The organism is Corynebacterium sp. HMSC074A01 (assembly GCF_001831515.1).
Classification (GTDB): domain Bacteria; phylum Actinomycetota; class Actinomycetes; order Mycobacteriales; family Mycobacteriaceae; genus Corynebacterium.
This window is the reverse complement of sequence record NZ_KV825621.1, coordinates 1-20,516: the sequence shown is the minus strand read 5'-3', so window position 1 is coordinate 20,516 and position 20,516 is coordinate 1. Positions and strand designations below refer to the sequence as shown.

General features: G+C 65.3%; 19 protein-coding genes. 5 read left to right on the top strand and 14 right to left on the bottom strand.

Going from position 1 to position 20,516, the window contains the following annotated elements; genetic code table 11:
- Positions 1 to 46 precede the first annotated feature (46 nt).
- From HMPREF2550_RS07760 to HMPREF2550_RS07750, 3 genes are all read right to left on the bottom strand, one after another.
- Entirely contained in the window at positions 47 to 2,335 is a 2,289-nt protein-coding gene (locus HMPREF2550_RS07760) for a zinc-dependent metalloprotease (protein ID WP_070790585.1), read from the bottom strand.
- A 592-nt stretch (positions 2,336 to 2,927) separates the two neighbouring features.
- Positions 2,928 to 3,206: a mycothiol system anti-sigma-R factor gene (gene rsrA, locus HMPREF2550_RS07755; protein ID WP_038588869.1), complete on the bottom strand. Its 279-nt coding sequence runs from the start codon at positions 3,204 to 3,206 to the stop codon at positions 2,928 to 2,930.
- Positions 3,206 to 3,808 carry a sigma-70 family RNA polymerase sigma factor gene (locus HMPREF2550_RS07750; protein ID WP_070764575.1) on the bottom strand — a complete coding sequence of 201 codons (603 nt, stop codon included), beginning with the start codon at positions 3,806 to 3,808 and terminating at the stop codon, positions 3,206 to 3,208. The genes rsrA and HMPREF2550_RS07750 overlap by 1 nt, the downstream gene beginning before the upstream one ends.
- 68 nt (positions 3,809 to 3,876) lie before the next feature.
- On the opposite strand from HMPREF2550_RS07750, the gene HMPREF2550_RS07745 reads away from it, so the two are divergent.
- Positions 3,877 to 4,350 (top strand): aminoacyl-tRNA deacylase, encoded by a 474-nt coding sequence (locus HMPREF2550_RS07745; RefSeq protein WP_070764576.1) that lies wholly within the window; start codon positions 3,877 to 3,879, stop codon positions 4,348 to 4,350.
- Here the strand turns inward: HMPREF2550_RS07745 and HMPREF2550_RS07740 are convergent.
- Positions 4,347 to 5,030: an SOS response-associated peptidase gene (locus HMPREF2550_RS07740; protein WP_070764577.1), complete on the bottom strand. Its 684-nt coding sequence runs from the start codon at positions 5,028 to 5,030 to the stop codon at positions 4,347 to 4,349. The genes HMPREF2550_RS07745 and HMPREF2550_RS07740 overlap by 4 nt on opposite strands.
- 20 nt (positions 5,031 to 5,050) lie before the next feature.
- On the opposite strand from HMPREF2550_RS07740, the gene aroA reads away from it, so the two are divergent.
- Positions 5,051 to 6,322: a 3-phosphoshikimate 1-carboxyvinyltransferase gene (gene aroA, locus HMPREF2550_RS07735; protein WP_070790584.1), complete on the top strand. Its 1,272-nt coding sequence runs from the start codon at positions 5,051 to 5,053 to the stop codon at positions 6,320 to 6,322.
- Entirely contained in the window at positions 6,322 to 7,359 is a 1,038-nt protein-coding gene (gene rsgA / locus HMPREF2550_RS07730) for a ribosome small subunit-dependent GTPase A (RefSeq protein ID WP_070790583.1), read from the top strand. Before aroA ends, rsgA begins: the two co-directional genes overlap by 1 nt.
- On the opposite strand, the gene HMPREF2550_RS07725 is transcribed toward rsgA, so the two are convergent.
- The 10 genes from HMPREF2550_RS07725 to HMPREF2550_RS07680 all read right to left on the bottom strand — a co-directional run bounded on the left by HMPREF2550_RS07725 (position 7,333) and on the right by HMPREF2550_RS07680 (position 17,494).
- Positions 7,333 to 7,827 carry a DUF6912 family protein gene (locus HMPREF2550_RS07725; protein ID WP_070790582.1) on the bottom strand — a complete coding sequence of 165 codons (495 nt, stop codon included), beginning with the start codon at positions 7,825 to 7,827 and terminating at the stop codon, positions 7,333 to 7,335. The two genes, rsgA and HMPREF2550_RS07725, sit on opposite strands and share 27 nt — an antisense overlap.
- A complete protein-coding gene (locus HMPREF2550_RS07720) occupies positions 7,827 to 8,240 on the bottom strand; it encodes an HAD-IA family hydrolase (RefSeq protein WP_070764581.1) in 414 nt (137 codons plus the stop codon). The genes HMPREF2550_RS07725 and HMPREF2550_RS07720 overlap by 1 nt, the downstream gene beginning before the upstream one ends.
- 51 nt (positions 8,241 to 8,291) lie before the next feature.
- Positions 8,292 to 10,832, bottom strand: a complete 2,541-nt coding sequence (secA, locus tag HMPREF2550_RS07715; RefSeq protein WP_070790581.1) for a preprotein translocase subunit SecA — start codon at positions 10,830 to 10,832, stop codon at positions 8,292 to 8,294.
- 195 nt (positions 10,833 to 11,027) lie between these two features.
- The gene (gene hpf / locus HMPREF2550_RS07710) at positions 11,028 to 11,702 is read right to left on the bottom strand and encodes a ribosome hibernation-promoting factor, HPF/YfiA family (protein ID WP_038588841.1); all 675 of its coding nucleotides are present in this window, start codon (positions 11,700 to 11,702) and stop codon (positions 11,028 to 11,030) included.
- A 107-nt stretch (positions 11,703 to 11,809) separates the two neighbouring features.
- Positions 11,810 to 12,436 carry a ComF family protein gene (locus tag HMPREF2550_RS07705; protein WP_070790580.1) on the bottom strand — a complete coding sequence of 209 codons (627 nt, stop codon included), beginning with the start codon at positions 12,434 to 12,436 and terminating at the stop codon, positions 11,810 to 11,812.
- A gap of 4 nt (positions 12,437 to 12,440) precedes the next feature.
- Positions 12,441 to 14,198: an MtrAB system accessory lipoprotein LpqB gene (lpqB, locus tag HMPREF2550_RS07700; protein ID WP_070790579.1), complete on the bottom strand. Its 1,758-nt coding sequence runs from the start codon at positions 14,196 to 14,198 to the stop codon at positions 12,441 to 12,443.
- On the bottom strand, positions 14,185 to 15,756 hold the full coding sequence (gene mtrB / locus HMPREF2550_RS07695) for an MtrAB system histidine kinase MtrB (protein ID WP_070764585.1): 1,572 nt from the start codon (positions 15,754 to 15,756) through the stop codon (positions 14,185 to 14,187). Before mtrB ends, lpqB begins: the two co-directional genes overlap by 14 nt.
- A gap of 63 nt (positions 15,757 to 15,819) precedes the next feature.
- Positions 15,820 to 16,503: an MtrAB system response regulator MtrA gene (gene mtrA / locus HMPREF2550_RS07690; protein WP_070764586.1), complete on the bottom strand. Its 684-nt coding sequence runs from the start codon at positions 16,501 to 16,503 to the stop codon at positions 15,820 to 15,822.
- 10 nt (positions 16,504 to 16,513) lie between these two features.
- Positions 16,514 to 17,113 (bottom strand): dTMP kinase, encoded by a 600-nt coding sequence (locus HMPREF2550_RS07685; RefSeq protein ID WP_070790578.1) that lies wholly within the window; start codon positions 17,111 to 17,113, stop codon positions 16,514 to 16,516.
- 12 nt (positions 17,114 to 17,125) lie between these two features.
- Entirely contained in the window at positions 17,126 to 17,494 is a 369-nt protein-coding gene (locus tag HMPREF2550_RS07680; RefSeq protein WP_070790593.1) for a DUF4259 domain-containing protein, read from the bottom strand.
- A 198-nt stretch (positions 17,495 to 17,692) separates the two neighbouring features.
- Here HMPREF2550_RS07680 and HMPREF2550_RS07675 point away from each other — a divergent pair, with 198 nt between their 5' ends.
- Both HMPREF2550_RS07675 and HMPREF2550_RS07670 read left to right on the top strand, forming a co-directional pair.
- Positions 17,693 to 18,517, top strand: coding sequence for a hypothetical protein (locus tag HMPREF2550_RS07675; RefSeq protein WP_070790577.1), 825 nt, complete (start codon positions 17,693 to 17,695; stop codon positions 18,515 to 18,517).
- 269 nt (positions 18,518 to 18,786) lie between these two features.
- A partial coding sequence (locus HMPREF2550_RS07670) for a hypothetical protein (RefSeq protein ID WP_141760561.1) occupies positions 18,787 to 20,516 on the top strand: 1,730 nt, incomplete at its 3' end.

Sequence of the window (20,516 nt, the reverse complement as noted above, 5' to 3'; positions counted from 1 at the left end):
GAACCGGGCGGGTTGCCGTCTTCCGAAGGGTCTCTCTCCCAGGGCGCTAGCCCAGCATCCCCGAGCCGACGACGCCTGCGATGCCGCCGATGATGGCCAGGATGGCGATGATCGGGATGACGATCGCTGCGATGTTCGGGCTCTCAGCCTTGGCGTTGCCCTGGCTGTCAGCTGCAGGCTTCTGCTCTGCGGGCTCCTGCTTGTCCTGCGCGGCAGGCTTTGCGGGCTGCTCGACCTTGGTGGTCAGAGTCTGCGAAGTCTCGCGCTGCTTCTCCGGGCGCGGTGCCTGTGCCGCACCGGTGTTGGTGGCCCCAGCCATCGCGTCGGAGGGAGCTGCCTTGGCGTTGGTCTCGACGTCGACTGCGAAGCGGTCCTCAAAGGCGGTTGCACCCTTGCCGTTGGTGACCTTCACGTCAACCGGCATGACTGCTGCGTTGCCCGGGACGACCGGCACCTTCACGGTGACCTCGTTGTCGGCCTGGCCGAAGGCACCGCCCAGGACGACCGCGTCGTGGAACGCGCCGTTCGGGGTGACGACCTGGATGTCGTAGCGGTCAAGGTCCGCGCCAGGGTTCTTCACCCGCAGGGTGACTTCGCCCTTCTTGCCGGCCTGCAGCTTCTTCGCATCGAGTGCGACCTCAGCGGTCCCGTTCTGTGCTTCCGCTGCGGCGAACTGCTTGGCGCGTGCTTCCACTGCCTGCAGCGCCTTGGCGTCGACAGCCTTGCCGTCAACACCAGCGGCGCCAACCGGACGACCGATGTGGCCGGTGTTGATGATCAGGTTGTCCCAGTCAGCGGGCACCCGGTAGTCGCCGGTGTAGCAGTTCACACCGGGGCGGTTGCACTCCTGCGGCAGCGGGCCGCCGGAGACTGCCTCTTCATCCGAGTAGTCGAAGTGGCTGAACTGGTACAGGTAGTTCATCACCGAGTAGTAGTTCGGCAGGTAGTCCGACTTGGGAACCTCGTTGGCAAACTTGGTCGAACCGTTGTGATCCAGGCCGAGGGTGTGGCCCAGCTCGTGCATGATCGTGTTGCGGAGCTGCTCGTCGGTGGTCATCCGCTCGTGGTTGGCAACGTAGAAGGCGTTGTCGCCCACCAGGGAGAGGCCGACCGAGTAGTTGCCCGGGCCCATCGAGTCACCGATCATGCCGCTGCGGAAGACCGCGGAGCGGTTGCCGAGGAGCTCGTCGATGTTGTCCATGAGCTTCAGGCCAGGCATGACGCCCTGGAAGTAGTAGCGCTTGAACTCGCCGTACTCGCCGCCGTGGCGCTCTGCGTAGTTCGGGATGTTGCTGTAGCTCTCGCCTGCGTCGATGTGCAGGTTCACGCCGTGCTCGTCGAACTTGTCCACCAGCTGCTGCAGGACGTCAGCGCTCGGGCGGTAGCTCTTGGTGTTCGCCTCTGCGCAGGCGCGCTGCTGCGGGTTGTCAAAGCAACCGCGCGACTCAAACTCCGAGGGCATCCAGTTCATCTGCAGGAAGATGTCGGGGCGGTTCGGGTCTGCACCCCACTCGTTGAGCGGCATTGCGGTGCCGTCGGCAAGCGTGAGCCCCTGCTCCTCCCACACATCCGGCAGGCCGTCGCCGTCAGGGTCGACTGCGCTGTCCTGGGTTTCCATCGTGATGGTGGCCTCTGCAACTGCGGTCTGGCCTGCGTCGATCTCCTCGATCCAGCGGCCGCGCTGGAACATGGCACCCGCCTCATCGACGAAGCCGACCTCGCCAGCTTGGGTGGTGTCATTGAAGGAGTTAGCAACGCCCGAGCTGTACGCACCGTCGAAGGTCAGTTGCGCGTTGTAGCCGCCGAACTCCGGGCCGACGGTGAAGACGCCATCCTCGTAAGCGCCCTGCAGCTGGCGGGCAGTGTTGACCTGATTGGTCATGTCCAGTTGGAAGTACCCGTCCTCTGCGCTGATGTTTTCCACCTCAACGCGGACGGTGATCTTGTTGCCGTCGATGCGGAACTCGCGGGTCCAGGCAGCACCGAGGGCGTCGTCGCGGTTGCGCATAGTCACAACCTGGACCTTGCCCTCCTTGCGGGTATCTACCGTGGTGTTCTCGGCGTTTCCAAGGCCGCGCTGGCCGTTGAAACGGAAGTCAATATAAAAGGAAGAATCCTGGGTGCCACCCACCGACGCCGGGTCGGTGAACTTCAGCGAGGAGATACGGCCCTTGTCCAGCTCCAGGTTGTGGAAGAAGGGACCGACCTCGTCAGCGGTGACCGTAACGACGGAAGACTCTTCGACAACCGCAGCCTGTGCTGGTGTCTGGATGGCGGGAACGAATACAGAAAGCGCACACATTGCGGCAAGTGCTTTGCGGGCGATGGCATCCATTTCGTGTTCCTCTTCTCGTGCTGCCTCCCGGCGGCAACGCCGGAAGTTGTTGTCTTTGTTCTGGCTCTAGTTTATGCAGAAAGAGTATGCACTGTGAAGTTACTTGGAAAACCGGCTTTATTTTCACGGTTTTTACTGTTTTATATCGCGATTGTTCAACACATTTAGCCCCATTGGCTGCGGCTTAGTTAAAAATTCGGTTCGTTAGGCGCACCATACCTGAGAGCAAACTCGCTATAAGTGTCTACGAACTCCAAAGTGTTCAACGATACTCGTGAATGCATATTATGCTTCCCGAGAAATAGAATGCCGCACTTTGTGGATTTCTCAACATCCACCCTGGGAGTTTTCGAAAAAGGGAAGCATAACGTCCATATCCTTAAGACCTTTACGTATGAAACGCTCAGCTAACACCAATCCGGCATTCCTTAGGAATGATCAATACGGAATTGTTCACCATTTGCCACCCCCGAAAATTACCCCCGTTTTCGGGGATTCGCTATCACTTCTTCGCCACGGACGATCCCAACCCCCGCCACACGCAAAGAGCCCGCGACCTGCACAGTCGCGGGCACCTGTCGAAAAAACAGCGCTATCGGTAGCGGATCTCGGTATACGTCACCGACGAGAGCGACGCGATGATCCGCTTGCGCAACGGCTCCGGGGCATGCGCCTGCCCGCAACACGAGCGGACGATCCGGCGCACCGCCTCCTCCGATTCCAGCTGCCCAAAGCAGTGCGGACACGCCTTGACGCGCACACGGATCTCTTCAACCCGCTCGGGCGTAGTCGACGGGTCAAACAGCTCGCACAGCAGTGCGTGCACCTCGGTGCAATCAGCCGCTTCGCAGTGGTTGTTGGGCGTGTCCATCACTTCTCCTCCGCGTTTTTTGCATCTGTCGCCGCTCGCTCGAGCCCAATGCCTTGATCATGCGCTACGTCTTTCAACATCTCGCGCAGTTGTTTTCTTCCACGGTGCAGCCGACTCATCACCGTGCCAAGCGGAATGTCCATCACTTCGGCGATTTCCTTGTACGCCAGGCCCTCCACGTCGGCGTAGTAGACCACCATGCGGTAGTCCTCGTTCAGCGAGTTGAGCGCCTCCGAAATCCGGGAGTTCGGCATCTGCTTCAACGCCTCCACCTCGGCGGATTCCAGCCCGGTCGAGTCGTGCGAGCTGGAGGTGTAGAGCTGGTTGTCGGTGACCTCGTCGGCCGAGGTGACCAGGGGGCGGCGCTGTTTCTTGCGGTAGGTGTTGATGTACGTATTCGTCATGATCCGGTACAGCCACGCCTTCAGGTTCGTGCCCGGGGTGAACCGGTCGAAGGCCTTGTATGCCTTTAAGTAGGTCTCCTGCACGAGATCTTCCGCGTCCTGCGGGTTGCGCGTCATCCGCAGCGCGCCTCCGTAGAGCTGGTCTAGCAGCGGCATGGCCTCTTCGGTGAAGCGGTTTTTCAGATCTTGCTCGGGCATGCCCGCTATTGTAGGCCACTTTCCCAGGCGTAGGATCGGCCCATACGCCAAGCGAGAAGGAGCCTCACATGTCCGCGCGCACCCGCGCCATCGCCGCAGCCAACAGCGTCGAGCACACCGTGCTGGAGTACACCGCGAGCCAGGATCATTTCGGTGAGCACTCCGTGCAACAACTCGGCGTCGACCCGCGCGCCACGCTGAAAACCCTGGTGGTGTCCAACACCGCGCAGCCGCGCGAGATGGCGCTGTGCTGCGTGCCGGTCGCGGGCCACCTCTCGCTCAAGGCAGCCGCAAAGGCGCTGGGCTGGAAGAAGGCGCAGCTCGCGGAGCCGAAGAAAGCCCAGCATGCCACAGGCTATATCGTCGGCGGCATCTCGCCGCTGGGCACACTACAAAAGCTGCCAGTGCTTATCGACGCCTCCGTGTCCCCCTTCCCCACCATCATCGTCTCCGCCGGCCAGCGCGGACTCTCGCTCGAGCTGTCGCCAAACGACCTCGCCGCGCTCGCGGGCGCCAAGTTCGCCGAGATCTCGACCGACTAGGGCCGCGTCTTCCCCATCGGCCCCTCACCGATAAGCCCGGCGTACTCGTTGCGGGCGTTGCCCACCGCTGGGTCCGCCTCGCGCCAGCGCAGCGTGTCCGCTACCCGCGACGGTGCCAAAAGCTCCGCGGCCTCCTCCGGGGTCCCGTCGACCCACTGCGCAACCTCATCCGCGCCGAGGAAGAGCGGGAGGCGGTGGTGCAGCCACGCCATATTCTCGGTGGCGTCAGTGGTCACCATCGTGGTGGAAAGGCGATCCAAGCCCGTCTCCCACAGCGCGGCGGCGTAGAGCATGCCTGATTCTGCAGCGACAAAATACGGCTGTTTTGTGCCGTGTTCGGTGGGGAGCCATTCGTAGTAGCCGTCGAGAAGCATCAGCCCGCGTTTATGGGCGAAGGCGGAGCGGAAGGAGGGCTTCTGCGCGACGGTTTCGGCGCGCGCGTTGAACAGGGACGGGCCGGAGTCGTCCTTTTTCCACGTCGGGAGAAGGCCCCAGCGCGCGGCGTCGATGCGCGCGCCGGACGCGTCGAAGCGCACGAGCGCGACCTGCTGGGTCGGGGCGATGTTGTAGCGCGGCGGCGGGGTGCCATCGGGGGTGGCGACGTGGCCTGCGCCGGGCAGGGCGGCTACCGCGTCCACGAGCGCCTCGCCGGTGGTGAAAAGCACGAAACGTCCACACATGCCTCCATTATGATGGACGCATGACTGATCTGTGGCCAGCGCCGTACGCCCCCGCCCCCGTCTCGCACACGCAGGCGGTGCCGGGGTCCAAATCGATGACCAACCGCGCACTCATCCTCGCCGCCCTCGCGCAGGGCGAATCCTTCATCGTCGGTGCCCTGCGCTCGCGCGACACCGAGCTGATGGAGTCCGCACTCGCCGCGATGGGCACCCGCTTCGCCCGCGAAGGCGAAGGAATCCGCGTGACCCCGTCCGAGCTTCAGGCCGCGGAGGTGGGCTGCGGGCTCGCCGGCACCGTGATGCGCTTCGTGCCGCCCGTGGCCGCGTTCGCGCAGGGCCCCGTGCTTTTCGACGGCGACGTGCAAGCCAAGTCCCGCCCCATGGGCACCATCCTCGACGCCCTTCGCGACCTCGGCGTCTCCGTCGCGGGCGACTCGCTCCCCTTCACCGTGCACGGCACCGGGTCCGCGCCCGGCGGCGAGGTCACTATCGACGCCTCGGGTTCCTCCCAGTTCGTCTCCGGCTTGCTGCTGGCCGCACCGCACTTTGAACGCGGCGTGACGATCACCCACTCCGGCGGCACGCTGCCGTCCATGCCGCACATCGAGATGACGGTGGACATGCTGGCACAGGCCGGGGTGCGCGTGCAGGCCGAGGGCAACACCTGGAAGGTCGAGCCACAGCAGATTCAGCCCAATCGCTGGGTCATAGAGCCGGACCTTTCCAACGCCACGCCCTTCCTCGCCGCCGCCGCAGTGACCGGGGGCGTGGTCTCCGTGCCGCACTGGCCGATTACCACCACGCAGCCGGGCGACGTGATCCGCGACATCTTGGAGCGCATGGGCTGCGAGGTCGAGCTCGTCGCCACCGGCCCGGACCACACCTTAGAGGTCCGCGGCCCGCAGAACGGCGAGCTGCAGGGCATCCGCATCGACATGAGTGACATCGGCGAGCTCACCCCCACCGTCACCGCGCTCGCAGCGTGCGCGTCCACCCCTTCCGAGCTGACCGGCATCGCGCACCTTCGCGGCCACGAAACCAACCGCCTCGAGGCGCTGACCACGGAGCTCAACCGCCTCGGCGGCAACTGCGAGGAGCTGCCCGACGGGCTGCGTATCACCCCGGCACCGCTGCACGGCGGCACCTGGTACTCGTATGCGGACCACCGCATGGCCACCGCCGGCGCGATCCTCGGGCTGGTCGTCGACGGCGTCGAGGTGGAAAACATCGACACCACCTCCAAGACGCTGCCCGGCTTCGCGCAAATGTGGGAAACCATGGTGGGGCGCTAATGGCCCGTCGCTTCTCCAGCTACGACGAGTACGACGAGTCCGACGTCCGCGTCCGCCCCGGCAAGGGCTCGCGGCCGCGTTCAAAAGACCGCCCGAGCCACAAGGACGCCCGCTTCGGCATGGTGGTCACGAAGGACCGCGGGCGCTGGGGCGTCGTGCTCGATGACGGCACGCTGGTCAACTGTGTGCGCGCACGCCAACTGAAGCGCACCAGCATCGAAATCGGCGACCGAGTCGGCGTCGTCGGCGATACCTCGGGCGCGAAGGATACGATGGCGCGCATCGTCAAGCGCGCCGACCGCGCCTCGGTGCTGCGCCGCACCGCCGACGACACGGACCCCTACGAGCGCATCATCGTCGCCAACGCGGAGCTGCTGCTCATCGTGGTCGCCGCCGCCGATCCCCCGCCGCGCACCGGCTTTGTCGAGCGCGCGCTGATCGCCGCCTTCGTCGGCGGCGTCCGCCCCGTCGTGTGCGTGACCAAATCCGACCTGGAAGACCCGGAAGCATTCGAGCGCGAGATCGCCGACATGGACGTCACCGTGCTGCGCACCGGCACCGCCGATGACCTGGCAACGCTGCGCTCGCTTATCGACGGCCACGTCACCGCCCTCATCGGCCACTCCGGCGTCGGCAAGTCCACTCTGGTCAACCGCATCGTCCCGGACGCCGAGCGCGCAACCGGCGAGGTCTCCGGCGTGGGCAAGGGTCGCCACACCTCCACCCAGTCCGTCGCCTTCGAGCTCGACGGGCCAGGCGGCGGCTGGATCATCGACACCCCCGGCATCCGCTCCTTCGGGCTTGCGCACGTGCAGCCCGATCAGATCATCGACGTCTTCCCGGACCTCGCCGAGGCATCCGCCGACTGCCCCCGCGGCTGCACGCACCTGGGACCGCCCGCGGACCCGGAGTGCGCCCTCGACAACTTTGCCGCCGACTCGCCTGTAGGCAGGCGGGCGGCGGCGGTGCGCCACCTGTTGGTGGCGCTGCACTCGAATAACGAGTGGGAGCTAAAGCAACTCGATGAGGAAAGGTAGCTCGCTGGGGTCGAAGAAGGCCATGTAAAGGTCCTGGGCGTCCCCCACGGTCAGCTCCGCGTCTTCGTCGCCCAGATCAGCGGCGTCGATGCACTCGATGGCCTTACGCGTGGCCTCCTCGGCCTCGCGCACGTCCACGTGCACCGCGGCGACGTCCTTCAGCTCGACCGGGCCCGCGACCTTGACCACCGACTCGCCCATGTCCGGCTCGCCACTTGCCTCCACGTCAGCGGAGACCACCACGCGGCGGTGCGGGAAACGCTCCTCGTCGCCAATCGCGAGCAGGCGGATTGACGCCAACGCCGCGTCGTCGAAAGCGATCGCCTCGATCTCCTCCTGGTCACCCGAGGTGAAGAACTCCGTCAGCTCGTCCGTGGCGGCGAAGCCCCAACCGTTGCGGGCGTGCAGCACACCCGTGTCGTTGAGGCTCTCGAGCATCCCGAAGGTGGCGGGGATGTAGACGCGCATTAAAACTCGCCCTCGACGTCAAACAGCGACTGGATCTCCACCGACGTACGGTCGAACGCCGTGTGCAGGATGCCGATCATGCCGAACTCCACGGCCGCGCGGACGTTCACAATATCGTCGTCGATCATCACGCAGTCGTTGATGATCACGTCGATCGCATCCGCCGCCGCCTGGAAGGCCGCGCGGTCCGGCTTGCCAATCCCGATCTCGCCGGAGAGCACCACCGCGTCCACGTCGCCGCGGAACTCCCACTCGCGGATCGCCTCCGCCAGCGGGCTGTCCGCCTCCTCGTTGGAGAGGATGCCCACCTTGATGTCCTGGGCCTTGACCGCCTTGATCAGCTCGCGCCAGCGCTGCTCATCCTCTTTGTCCTGGTCAAGGACACCTGCGTAATCAAAAATCAGTCCCTGCATGCGTGCTCGCCTTTCTCCGCCTAGTACGTCTTTGTAGTGAGTCTACGGGCGTTACGCCTGCGCCGCTTGCTCGTCCTGGCTCTCGAACTGCTTACGCATCAAGAACAGCTGACGCACGGTCTCCTCCTGGATGGCCTCGTTCATCGCCGCGAACATGTCGCCGCCCTCCTTCTGGTACTCCACCAGCGGGTCGCGCTGCGCCATCGCGCGCAGGCCGATGCCCTCCTTCAGGTAGTCCATCTCGTAGAGGTGCTCGCGCCACTTGGTGTCGATCACCGGCAGGATCACGGAACGCTCGAGGTTGCGCATCTGCTCTTCGCCGCCGATCTCGGCGATCTTTTCCTCGAGGGCGTCGTACTGGGCCTGCGCATCGTCGACAAGCGCCTGGCGCAGCTCGGACGCACTGATCTCGCCCGGGCTGCCGTAGGTCGAGCCCTCGATGAGCTCCTCGGCCGTCACCGTCGGGCCGTAGAGGGACTCGAGCGCGTGCCACAGCTCGCGCAGATCCCAGTCCTCGACGTAGCCCTCGCGGGTCGCGCCGTCGACGTACGCGCCGACGGTGTCCTCGATCATGCGGCGCACCTGGTCCTTGATGTCCTTGGAGGCCAGGATCTCCTGGCGCTCGCCGTAGACCACCTTGCGCTGCTCGTTGAGTACCTCGTCGTACTTGAGCACGTTCTTACGCATCTCAAAGTTCTGGTTCTCCACGCGCGCCTGGGCACCCTTGACCGCGTTCGAGACCATCTTCGCCTCGATCGGCACATCGTCCGGCACGTTGAGGCGGTTCATCATGTTCTCCATCGACTGGCCCATGAAGCGCACCATCAGCTCGTCGCGCATGGACAGGTAGAAGCGGGTCTCGCCCGGGTCGCCCTGACGGCCGGAGCGGCCACGCAGCTGGTTGTCAATACGGCGCGACTCGTGGCGCTCCGTGCCGATGACGTAGAGGCCACCGGCCTCGCGGACCTCGTCGCCAAGCTGCTTCGAGCGCTCCTTCGCCGTCGGCAGCTGCTCGTTCCAAGCCTCCTGGTAGCGCTCCTCGTCCTCGAAGGGGTCGAGGCCCTGCTCCTGCAGCTTCGCATCCAGCAGAATTTCCGGGTTGCCGCCCAGCACGATATCGGTACCGCGACCAGCCATGTTGGTGGACACGGTCACACGCCCCGGCAGGCCCGCCTCGGCGATGATGCGGCCCTCCTCCTCGTGGTGCTTCGCATTCAGCACGTTGTGCTTGACACCCTTGCGGGTCAGCAGCTGGGAGAGGTACTCGGAGCGCTCCACGGAGGTGGTACCCACCAGCACCGGCTGACCCTTCTCCGAGTGCTCCGCGATGTCCTCGGCCACGGCCGCGAACTTCGCCTCCTGCGTCTTGTAAATCAGGTCGTCGCGGTCCTGGCGCTGGTTCGGACGGTTCGGCGGGATCTGCACCACGTCCATCTTGTAGATCTGGTGCAGCTCGGCCGCCTCGGTTTCCGCCGTACCGGTCATGCCGGCCAGCTTGTCGTAGAGGCGGAAGTAATTCTGCAGCGTAATCGTCGCCAGCGTCTGGTTCTCGTTCTTGATCTCGACGTTTTCCTTCGCCTCGATCGCCTGGTGCATACCCTCGTTGTAGCGACGGCCCGCGAGCACGCGGCCCGTGAACCCGTCCACGATAAGCACCTCACCCTGGCGCACGATGTAGTCCTTATCGCGCTCGAAGAGCTCCTTCGCCTTAATCGCGTTGTTGAGGTAGCTGACCAGCTGCGAGTGCTCCGGGGCGTACAGGTTGCCAATACCCAGCTGGTCCTCGACGAACTCCACGCCCTCCTCGGTCACGCCGATGGTGCGCTTGCGGCGGTCCACCTCGTAGTGCTTGCCCTCGCGCATCCGCGGGGCGAGCTGGGAGAACACGGTGTAGAGCTGGCTCGACCCGTCGACCGGGCCGGAAATGATCAGCGGGGTACGCGCCTCGTCGATAAGAATCGAGTCAACCTCATCCACGATGGCGAAGTTGTGGCCGCGCTGCACCATCTCGCTGGTCGAGCGCGTCATGTTGTCGCGCAGGTAGTCGAAGCCGAGCTCGTTGTTCGTGCCGTACGTAATCGCCGCGGCGTAGGACTTCTTGCGCTCGTCCGGGCGCATCTCGGAAAGAATCACGCCCACGTCCAGGCCCAGGAAGTGGTGCACACGGCCCATCATCTCGGCGTCACGCTTAGCCAGGTAGTCGTTCACCGTGACGATGTGCACGCCCTTGCCGGACAGGCCGTTCAAGTACGCGGGCAGCACCGAGGTCAGGGTCTTGCCCTCACCGGTCTTCATCTCGGCGACGCTACCGAAGTGGAGTGCCGCGCCACCCATGATCTGCACCTTGTAGTGCTTCTGTCCCAGCACGCGCCAGGACGCCTCGCGGGCGGTCGCGAACGCGTCGAGCAGCAGGTCGTCCAGCGACGCCCCGTCCTCGATCTGCTGCTTAAACTCGTCGGTCTTTGCCTTGAGCTCCTCGTCAGTGAGCTTCTCGTACTCACCCTCCAGCGCAATGACTTGGTCAGCAATCTTTGACAAACGCTTGACGGTGCGCCCTTCACCGGCGCGGAGCAACTTGGAAAGTCCAAACACGTTCTGTGAATCCTTCGGTAGTCAGTGCAAAAGTACGAGCACAAAAAAGTTACTTAAGGTGTACCAACCCGCAATTGTACGCACAAGGCAGCGTGCCTTGACAACCGCTTGTCTGCGCAACCTCGCACAATTTGGTGTGAATACGCCAAACGCCCGCCACGACACAAGGCCGTGGCGGGCGTACTGGTCTAGCCCTTAGGCTTCCTTCGCCTCAGCGGTCAGGGCGATCAGACCGTAGTCGTAGGCGTGGCGGCGGTACACCACGGACGGCTGGTTGGTCTCCTCGTCCACGAAGAGGTAGAAGTCGTGGCCCACCAGCTCCATCTCGGACAGCGCATCGTCCACGCTCATCGGGGTGGCGGAGTGCTCCTTGCGGCGCACGATCTGGCCAGGCACCACATCCTCGACGGTGTCTGCGTACGGATCCGTCTCGAAGTTGTCCTTTGCCTGTGCGCGTGCCTCTTCTGCCTCGCGTGCCAGCTCGGCCGCGATCTTGCCGGTGGACTTCGGCGCGCGGTGGCCGGAGCGCGCCACCTGGCGACGCACCTTCACCTTGCGCAGCGAGCGCTCCATCTTGCCCAGTGCGGACTCGAGGGCAGCGTAGAAACTGTCCTCCTTCGCCTCGGCGCGGGCGAGGTGACCCTTGCCGGTTGCGGTGATCTGCACGCGCTGTGCCTGTGCTTCTCGACGCGGGTTGGGCTCGTGCTGCAGCTCCACATTAAAGAACGTGAGCGAGGGGTCAAGCTTCTCAATCTTTGCGAGCTTGGCGTTGACGCGCTCTTGGAAGTGCTCTGGGACCTCGACATTTCGGCCGGTGATGGTCACCTGTGCGTTGGGGCTCAGGCTGTCGTTGTGCTCTGCAGAAGTCATCTGCTTCCTCCCTAGAGTAGTAGGAACTCGGTCTACCCCAACTATACAACTGGTCATAACCAATGTGTTGCTTTGAGGGGAAGAAGTTCCTGCCAGTTTCCTGCGTCTCACGCTTCCGCGAGTGTGACGCACCCCGCTACGCCCACCCCGCGCGCAAGCAGTGCAGCCACGCTGGCCTCGAGCGTTGCCCCCGTGGTGACGACGTCGTCGACCACCACCACGCTACCGGCAGGCAGTTTTCGCACGTGCACCGCCCCCTGCAAGTTCGCGCGCCGGCCGGCCTCGTCCAGCTCGGTCTGGTCTGCCGTTGTGCTGCGCAGCGTCAGCGCCGGGCAGGTAGCGCGCCCGCTCGCCTCGCACACCGCACGTACCGGGTCCCCGCCGCGGGCGCGCGCGTTGGCTTTGCGCGTCGGGGCGGGGACCAGCGCGTCCGCGACCGCGATGTCCCCGCGCACCTCCAAGTGCTCGAGCGCCGCCGCCAGCACCGCGCCGACGTGCGCGCGCACCGCCAGGTTATTGCGCTCCTTCATCGCCAGAATCACCCCGCGGTGCGCATCCGCGTACGGTCCGAGCGCGAAGACCGGGGCGGGCACCGCCACCTTCGGGAACACCCGCTGCGGGGGCCGCGCAAGCAGGCGACGGCACCGCGCGCACAGCACCGACCAGCGCTCGGCGGGCTCCCCGCAGCCCGCGCAGTAGCGCGGCAACAGCAGGTCCGCCACCTCCCCCAGCATGGTGCTAGTTGCGCGCCACGATCGGCAGGGCGCGGGTGCCGAGCAGCCCGGGCACCTCACGCCACAGCGGGTTGTCACTGCCGGAAACCGGCATCTGCAGCAGCGCGTTCGAGTCGGTGACGTACAGCATGTTCGGCGAGGTACCCACCGCCACCACCGGCGCGGAGATGTTGCCCGCGGACAAGGTGGTGCTGCCGGAGCCGTCCTGTTCGACGCGCATCACCGGCGAGAGCCCGCTGGAGGTGCCCACGAGCAGGGAGCCGTCCGGCTGCCAGTCCGCGGAGATGACCGACTCGCCCAGCTCGGAGGCGTACTCCACCACGTTGACCACGGAGCGCTCGCCGGTCGCGCCGCGCTTGACAATCCCGGTGTAGAGCCGCCCATCAATCACCATCACCACGCGCGCCGAGCTGCGCGACAGGCGCAGCACCGAAATGTTGCCCTCGACGCCCTCCGGTAGTTCGACGTCCACCTCGCTGGTGATGATCTCGTCGGTCGCACCGGACTGGATGGTGCGCAGCACCTTCGTGCCGTCGGCCACGACCCACACCGCAGCGGCGTCGGGCTCGAAGGTGGGCCGGGAAAACGTCGTGCCCTCGACGATGTCCTCCTCGCGCCCGCCGAACTCGCCGACGCGGAAGACGTCCTTGTCCTCGTCGTGCTCCTCGTTGTTGCCGCCGGCCTTGCCGAAGACCCCGGCCCAGTACTTCTCGCCGTAGATGTCGGCGGTCAGCGCGTCGCCCGCCTCGCCGAGCGCGCCCTCGACCTGGTGCGCGGTGCCGCCGCTGACACGCGAGACGCGACCGTTGGCCAGCGAGTACAGCGTCGTCTCGCCAACCAGATCCACCAGCGGGCTGAACTCGGCGAAGTCGTCGACGGTCAGCGCGTCGGCGCCGTCGAAAAGCACCTCGCCGTCGGCGCGCAGATTGTACGGCCCGGTCACGCCAGCAGAGGCCAACGTCCACACCACCTGGGCCGCAAACTGCTTGCGCGCCTTCTCATCGAGCCCGCCGAAGCCGGTGAAGGTGTACGCGCCGTCTTCCATCCCCGCGTACGCGATCGCGTCGTTCTCCCCCGTCAGGTGCGCCGGGGACGACTCCTCCACCGCCGGGGCGAGCCGCTCGGACGGGCCGCCGGTCAAAAGCGTAATCAGGGCGCTCGGCAGCGACTCCCGGCGCGAGACCACCCAGCGGCGGTCGGTGATCAGCTCGTTGCCGGCCGGGTCGAAGAAGTAGAGGTTGTAGGGCTGGTACTGCTCGCGCAGCTCGGAGCGCTCCAGCACGACGCCGGACGGGAGTGAGGAGATGCGCCACTCGCCGTCGACAAGCTCGAGCTCCAAGGTGGCCTCGTAGCTGCCGTGCTCGGGCGTGAATGCGCCGCCGTCGTGCAGCTCGCCGACGACGTCGCCGTGCACGCTGTAGCTGCGCTTGGTCCCGGCGCCGCCCACGAGTGTGGTCACGCCGATATTGTCCACGATCAGCGTCTGCACGCGCGGGTCCCAGGCCGAGCGGGCGTCGCCGGTGAGGAAGGCGCGCGCGGCCTCGTAATCCGCGGCCGGCAGCGCCGAGGCGGCGTAGAAGTCGCGCAGGAGCAGGTCCGGTTCGCGGCCCTCGATCGGGCGGGCATCGGGCTCGGCCGCCGTCTGCGCGTCAAAGCTGTGGAGCACGTGCGGGTCGGAGTTTGTGGGCAGGGAGGTACACCCCGAGGTCAGGGCGATTATCGACGCCCACGCCACCACCTTCGCCTTCCTAGTCACGCCCATCTGCCGCCTCCTCTTTCGTACGCGCCACCAGCGGACGCGCCTGTTCGCCTTCCGCATTCTGCTCATCCTCGCCCGGCGCGACCAGCGGCAGCGGGGCTTCCGTGTAGCCCTGCTCCGGGTGGCGCGGCAGCACGAGGCGGAACTGCGCACCGACGCCGGGCTGGCCCGCCGCATCCAGCTGGCCGTGGTGCAGCACCGCGTCCTCGCGCGCGATCGCCAGGCCCAGGCCGGTGCCGCCGGAGTGGCGCTTGCGCGACTTGTCGGCGCGCCAGAAGCGGTTGAACACCAGCTCCTCCTGCCCGGGCTTGAGCCCGACGCCGCCGTCGGTGACGGTAATGGCCACGGCCTCGTCGTTGGCCCGCAGGCACACAGCGACCGGGTTGCCCTCCGAGTGGTCGATGGCGTTGGCAATCAGGTTGCGCACGATACGCTCGATGCGCCGCGAGTCGCCCTCCAGGTTGACCGGCTCCTCGGGCAGGTCGAAGATGACCTCCACGTCGAGTTCCTCGGCCAGGTGCTGGGTCTGCGCCCACGCAGACTCGATGGGGGTCTTCGCGTCGATGGTGGCCAGCGCCAGGTCGGCCACGCCGGCGTCGTGGCGCGAGATCTCCAGCAGGTCGGCCAGCAGCGCCTCGAAGCGGTCGAGCTCGCGGGTCATCAGCTGCGAGGCGCGCTGGGTCACCGGGTCGAGGTCGTCTTCGTTGGCGGCGATCATGTCCGCGGCCATGCGCACCGTGGTCAGCGGGGTGCGCAGCTCGTGCGAGACGTCCGAGGTGAACTGTCGCTGCAGGTCGCCGTACTCCTCGAGGTGGTTGATCTGCTCGGAGATCTTGTCCGCCATGTTGTTGAAGGACAGCGCGAGCACGGCCATCTCGTCCTCGCCGTCGACAGGCATGCGCTCGCGCAAATGCCCGCTGGCGAAGCGCTCGGCGGTGCGCGAGGCGGAGCGCACCGGCGCGACGATCTGTTGGGAGGCCAGCCACGCGATGCCCACCAGCAGCACGATCACAATCACCGCAGCCGAGGCGATGAGGCCGCGCATGAGCGCGAGTGTCGACGCCTCGTTGTCCATGTTCAAGACCAAGTACAGCTCGAGGTCGCGCAGGTCCGCGTTCGTCGGCGTGCCGATGATCAACGCGCTGTAGGTGGAACGGTCGGTGCGCTCGACCGAGGAAAACTGGTAGGCCACATTGCCCTCAGACACGAACGCCTGGAGCTTCTCCGGGATGGAGTAGGACTCCGGCGAGGACGTGCCCGCACCCGGGCCGCCGCTGACCAGAAGGACCGGGTCGTAGACGTTGGCTGCCTCGGAACTGCCCTGCGAGCGCTGCGTGAGCGCCGCCCGTGCCGAGTTCAGCCGCACCTGCAGCGAGGAAGCGCTGCCAGTGTTGTTGATCTGCTCCTCGACCACCACGCGCGCACGCTCGATCTCGACGCTCGCCGCGTCCAACTTGCTCTGCGTGATGCGCTGGGTGACCACCGAGGCCATGGCGAAACCCAACACGAGCATGACGATGGTGGACACGATGAGCACCGTGCCCACGAAACGCACCTGCAGCGAGGTGCGCCACGACTCTGCGACGCGCTCTCTCGCCCGCCAGATTGCGTTGCCCTTTATCGGCTACACCCCCGGTTTACCAGTCTTGTAACCCAGCCCACGCACGGTGAGGATGATCTCCGGGTGCTCCGGGTCCAGCTCAATCTTGGAGCGCAGGCGCTGCACATGCACGTTGACCAGGCGGGTATCGGAGGCGTTGCGGTAGCCCCACACCGTCTCCAGCAGCTCGTCGCGGGTGTGCACCTGGTTCGGCTTGCGCGCCATCTCCAGCAGCAGGTCAAACTCCAGCGGGGTCAGCGCGATCTCCTCGTCGCCGCGGCTGACCATGTGCTGCGGCACGTCGATGGTCAGGTCTCCGATCTTGAGCACCTCGGCAGGCTCATCGTCGGCGCGGCGCAGGCGCGCGCGGATCCGGGCGATGAGCTCCTTCGGCTTGAAGGGCTTCGTGATGTAGTCATCCGCCCCGGACTCTAAGCCCAGCACCACGTCCACGGTGTCCGTCTTCGCGGTGAGCATGACGATCGGTACCGCGGAAGTCCGGCGGATCTCGCGGCAGATGTCAATCCCGTTGACGCCGGGCAGCATCAGGTCCAAGAGCACCAGATCGGGGTCGTACGCGTGAAAGGCCTCCACCGCTTCCGCGCCGTCCTGGACGGAAGAGGTATCAAAGCCCTCTGCCTCCAGCACGATGGTCAACATCTCATTGATGGCTGGGTCATCATCAACAACGAGGATCTTCGGCTGCATCAGGGCTCCTTCAACGTACGGCTTCGACTGCTTGCATGATAGTTCCTGCATCAGTGGTGCGAAGCCATCGGCTCGCCCACCCCTGCTCGGCCAGCGCCACGTACGCCTCGTAGGTGGCCTGCTGCAGGGACGCGTCGCGCTCGTAGCGGTCCCGCGCACGCGCCTCGTCCGCCGCTGCGCGCTTGACCGCCCGCTCCTGCGCGACCGCAGGCGGGGTATCCACCAGCACCTGCAGGTCCGGCACTGGCAGCCCGAGCTGGCCGAACTCCAGCTCCGCCACCCAATCGACGATCGCCGTCTCCCCCGAACGCGCCCAGGAGTAGGCCGCGTTCGAGGCCACGTAGCGGTCCAACACCAGCACACCTGTCTCCGCGTACTCGGCGATCTGCGCCTTCGCCCCGTAGCGGTCCAGCGCAAACATGGTGGCCATCCCGTAAATCGAGTCGGTCAGATCACCCATCTTCCCGTGCAACGCCTGCTGCGCCAGCTGCGCGTGGATGGACTCCTCGTAGCGCGGGAAAGCAAACGTGCGCGCCCCGTACTCGCGCTGGATCGCCTGGACAATGGTGCGCTTTCCCGCCCCGTCAATACCTTCTACGGCAATAATCATGGCCACCCTCGCCTACGCAAGCGCCTCGAGGAACTGATCCAGGCTCGCGCCCGCCTCCTCCTCGCCGACGCCCTCCAGCACCGCGGTCGCGGCCTCGATCGCCTCGTCGCTCACCGTCGCGGGACGGTTGCGGATAAAGGGATAGGTCTCGGCGACCTCGCCGGCGGAAAAGGGAGCCCCGGCCCAGATCGCCACGATCGTCGCGGCGGCGCGGCCGTTAAGCAGCTCATCCTCGCTGACGGAGGCGGGGTTTTGGTTGGCGGCCAACAACGCGGCGTCGATAACCGCCTGCTCGGCCTCGTCCTCCTCGAGCGAGTCAAGCTCATCGAGAAAATCGACATTGGCCTCGACAGAGAAGATCTCCTCATCCCACGCGCTCATCGGCATCTCCTTTTCCTTTTTGGGCGGATTTTGCGCACTTGCCATAGGTCTACCACGATTCTGCTTCACCCGGCACGGAGGCAGTGTTGATGTGTTTGTGATCACTTGAACAGGAGAATTCATAACAAGCGTGCTATAAAAGGCGCAACAGGGTAATTGTTATAAGGTTGTGACAATTGAGTCGGGGAAGGAGGACCCGTGGATAACCAGAAGCCGCGCGTCGGCATCTTTATGGCGGCAGGCATGGTCGCCGCCATCGTCATTGGCTTCTTCGTCTGGAACGCCTCCTCCTCCGAGCGCTCAGCCCAAGCCGGCTACGTCTCCGAGACGACAAGCGAGCAGCCGCGCAAGGAAAGCCCCGTCTCCAAAACCTCCCGGGTGACCTCGGATAATCGCTCCGAGCAGGCTGACGACGACGCGGGGCAGAACCCCGACGCCGCGCCCCAGCAGCCGCAGGTCAACCTCGCACAACCCAGCACGGAAGGCCAGGGCGAGGCCTACAGCCTCAACTCCGACCCTTATGCCCCGCAGCACGCGGTCGTAGGCACCGCGCAGCAGCAGGCATCCACCCGCGTCTTCCGCCCCACCAACGTGGTCCCCACCACCGTGCTGCCCACCACCGCCGCGGCGATGCAGGGCGAGGGCGAGGCTGCCGAAGCCCCGAGCGCCGCTGAGTCCTCCGCGCCTTCCACGCAGGAAACGCCGGGCACGCCGGGCGCTCCAGGCGAGGGCAGCTCGACGACGACCGAGCCGACGCCAGCGGAGCCGAAGCCCGCAGACCCCGCCGGCGAGCCCGCGCCGGAACCACCGGCCGGTGCCACCCCGACGCCGAGCGGTGCACCGCAGTCGGCCGAGCAGAACACGGCACCCCAGGAGGGCCAGGCACACACCCAGATCGGTCCTGAGGCCGACCAGGGCGCGCCACCGGCCCCTGCACCGCGGGAGGCGGGAGCCCCGCAGCAAGGCTTCTCCTCCGAGGCACAGCAGGCCTGGAACCGCTGGATCAGCAACTTCCGCCGCTAACTACGCCACACGCAGCGACCCGTTTGATTTTGGGTCGCTGCTTTTTCGTATCCCCCTTCCGTGGGCAGGCGTCATCCTTCTCACTTCCGCTTATGGCGCTTCAATGAAGTACCATGCGCTACAGAAGCCTTTTTAAGGCCAATCCAAGCTGCTACAAACTTCGCACAGCTCCCTCACACGGCAATCGCCTTTGATTTACGTGCGCCGAGCCGGGCGGAGACGTCGCAACTTGCCTCTTTACCTCGCCGTCATCTGAGAAAGGGAATTCAATGCGGCCGTTTTCCACTCCCCGCACGCTCAACCTGCGCCCGGCGCTCGCCGCATCAATGGCGGCAACGCTGGCCATTTCCGGAACCGCGGCAGTCAGCGTTGTCGCGCCAACCGCGGTCTACGCGCAGGCAGCAGAAGCTAGTGGGGAGCTCAACGCGGAAACGCGCCTGGACAAGTTCGCGGATCTACCCAGATACAATGACGGCACCTTGATCGGTACCACGGGGTACAGCACAACTAAACTCCCCTGGTTCTTGACCTACCAGCCCACCTACGCGAACTACTACACCGCCTCCCCAGGCAAAGCGTTCCGCATCGACGCGCCCGAGTACTGGGAGTTCTTCCCCCATGCATACCGCAGGACTCCGCCGGAGGAGATCAGGTACGAGGGAGTAGCGACAGGTGAGAAGCCCTTTGTCAACCCTGACTGGGCCACTGTGCACCCCGATGGCAGCGTCGAAGGCACAGTCCCGGCAGACGCCGCGAAGGGTGTCTATACCCTGCAGGTGAAGGCGTGGCAGGAGGGGAGCGACTACACCTCCGAAATCACGCTGTATGTGGACGAAGCGGGGAACTTAAGCTACGAGGATCTCCCCGATTACGTCCGCTACCAGCCGAAGTTCCAGCGACACCCGCTGATTCTTAAGCCCGGCGAGACGAAGAAGATCCCCGGCGTTGCGTGGAGCGACCCGGTGCGCTACGGCGACAGCGAAGTCATCGATGTCAGCGATCCCGACTTCGACCCGAACAACCCAAAACATGTGGACAGCCACTGGCCGGTGATGACCGACGTGGACGGCAACCCCCTGGTCGAGGAGCGCCAGATCGAGGGTGAAAAGCGCGAGCTGCTCGTCAACGCGCGTGCCAAGTTCGAGAAAAAGTTCGCCAACGCCAAGAACAAGGCGAACCGCTTCTGCGACGCCAGCGCGGATGAAGACGCTTGCCAGGACGGCGACCACACGATCAAGATCAGCTATGTGCCGCTAGGCTCGCCCCTCGGCGATGATCCGAACGAGGAACAGCAGTACCGGATCTTTTCTGAGATCCATATCACCGCTGGAAAAGACCCAAACCCACTCGAATACGTTGAGCTGCCAATCACCTTCAACTACTCAGAGAGCTCCTGGGACACGGTGAACCTGCCGATCTACATCAAGGACGTGGACCACGCTGGGCTCTACTCCCCCGTGCTCAATGAGGCTGTCATCGTCGGCATGAACGAAACTGAGACGGCGGACACCCCGCTCTTTATCGACGCGAGCGACCCTGATGGTCCCCGCATCGCCCCACCAGAGGGCACGACATTCTTCATCCCCGCCGGTGACGACGGCGTGCCGTACCGCGACTGGGTCAGCATCGAAGACCAGGGCGGCAAGCCCGCGATCAACGTGAACCCCGGGGCGAAGGATGCGCTGCTCGACGGCGCATCGCACCGCACGATCGAGGTCCCCATCCAAGCGCAGTTTGCCGACGGCACCACCTCTAAGGCCTTCTTCCTTCCCGTCACCGTGTACCGGGAGAAGACCGTCTACCCGGGCCGCGGATCACAGCCCGCAGGTGTCGCCGTCGGCGAGGTTCACGAGGGCAAGACCACTGTCACCGCAAAGGACAAAGCGGGCAAGAACGTCCCCGCCAAGTTCAACGCAAACGGCGAGGTTGAGCTCGATCCCGCCACCGGTGCGGCAGGCCCGATCACCGTCACCGTGACCGACCCCAGCCTTGGCGAAGT

Excerpts from the sequence above, each read along its gene's own strand:
- HMPREF2550_RS07760 (WP_070790585.1), bottom strand. The coding sequence starts at position 2,335 with ATGGATGCCATCGCCCGCAAAGCACTTGCCGCAATGTGTGCGCTTTCT.
- rsrA (WP_038588869.1), bottom strand. The coding sequence starts at position 3,206 with ATGGACACGCCCAACAACCACTGCGAAGCGGCTGATTGCACCGAGGTG.
- HMPREF2550_RS07750 (WP_070764575.1), bottom strand. The coding sequence starts at position 3,808 with ATGCCCGAGCAAGATCTGAAAAACCGCTTCACCGAAGAGGCCATGCCG.
- HMPREF2550_RS07745 (WP_070764576.1), top strand. The coding sequence starts at position 3,877 with ATGTCCGCGCGCACCCGCGCCATCGCCGCAGCCAACAGCGTCGAGCAC.
- HMPREF2550_RS07740 (WP_070764577.1), bottom strand. The coding sequence starts at position 5,030 with ATGTGTGGACGTTTCGTGCTTTTCACCACCGGCGAGGCGCTCGTGGAC.
- aroA (WP_070790584.1), top strand. The coding sequence starts at position 5,051 with ATGACTGATCTGTGGCCAGCGCCGTACGCCCCCGCCCCCGTCTCGCAC.
- rsgA (WP_070790583.1), top strand. The coding sequence starts at position 6,322 with ATGGCCCGTCGCTTCTCCAGCTACGACGAGTACGACGAGTCCGACGTC.
- HMPREF2550_RS07725 (WP_070790582.1), bottom strand. The coding sequence starts at position 7,827 with ATGCGCGTCTACATCCCCGCCACCTTCGGGATGCTCGAGAGCCTCAAC.
- HMPREF2550_RS07720 (WP_070764581.1), bottom strand. The coding sequence starts at position 8,240 with ATGCAGGGACTGATTTTTGATTACGCAGGTGTCCTTGACCAGGACAAA.
- hpf (WP_038588841.1), bottom strand. The coding sequence starts at position 11,702 with ATGACTTCTGCAGAGCACAACGACAGCCTGAGCCCCAACGCACAGGTG.
- HMPREF2550_RS07705 (WP_070790580.1), bottom strand. The coding sequence starts at position 12,436 with ATGCTGGGGGAGGTGGCGGACCTGCTGTTGCCGCGCTACTGCGCGGGC.
- lpqB (WP_070790579.1), bottom strand. The coding sequence starts at position 14,198 with ATGGGCGTGACTAGGAAGGCGAAGGTGGTGGCGTGGGCGTCGATAATC.
- mtrA (WP_070764586.1), bottom strand. The coding sequence starts at position 16,503 with ATGCAGCCGAAGATCCTCGTTGTTGATGATGACCCAGCCATCAATGAG.
- HMPREF2550_RS07685 (WP_070790578.1), bottom strand. The coding sequence starts at position 17,113 with ATGATTATTGCCGTAGAAGGTATTGACGGGGCGGGAAAGCGCACCATT.
- HMPREF2550_RS07680 (WP_070790593.1), bottom strand. The coding sequence starts at position 17,494 with ATGAGCGCGTGGGATGAGGAGATCTTCTCTGTCGAGGCCAATGTCGAT.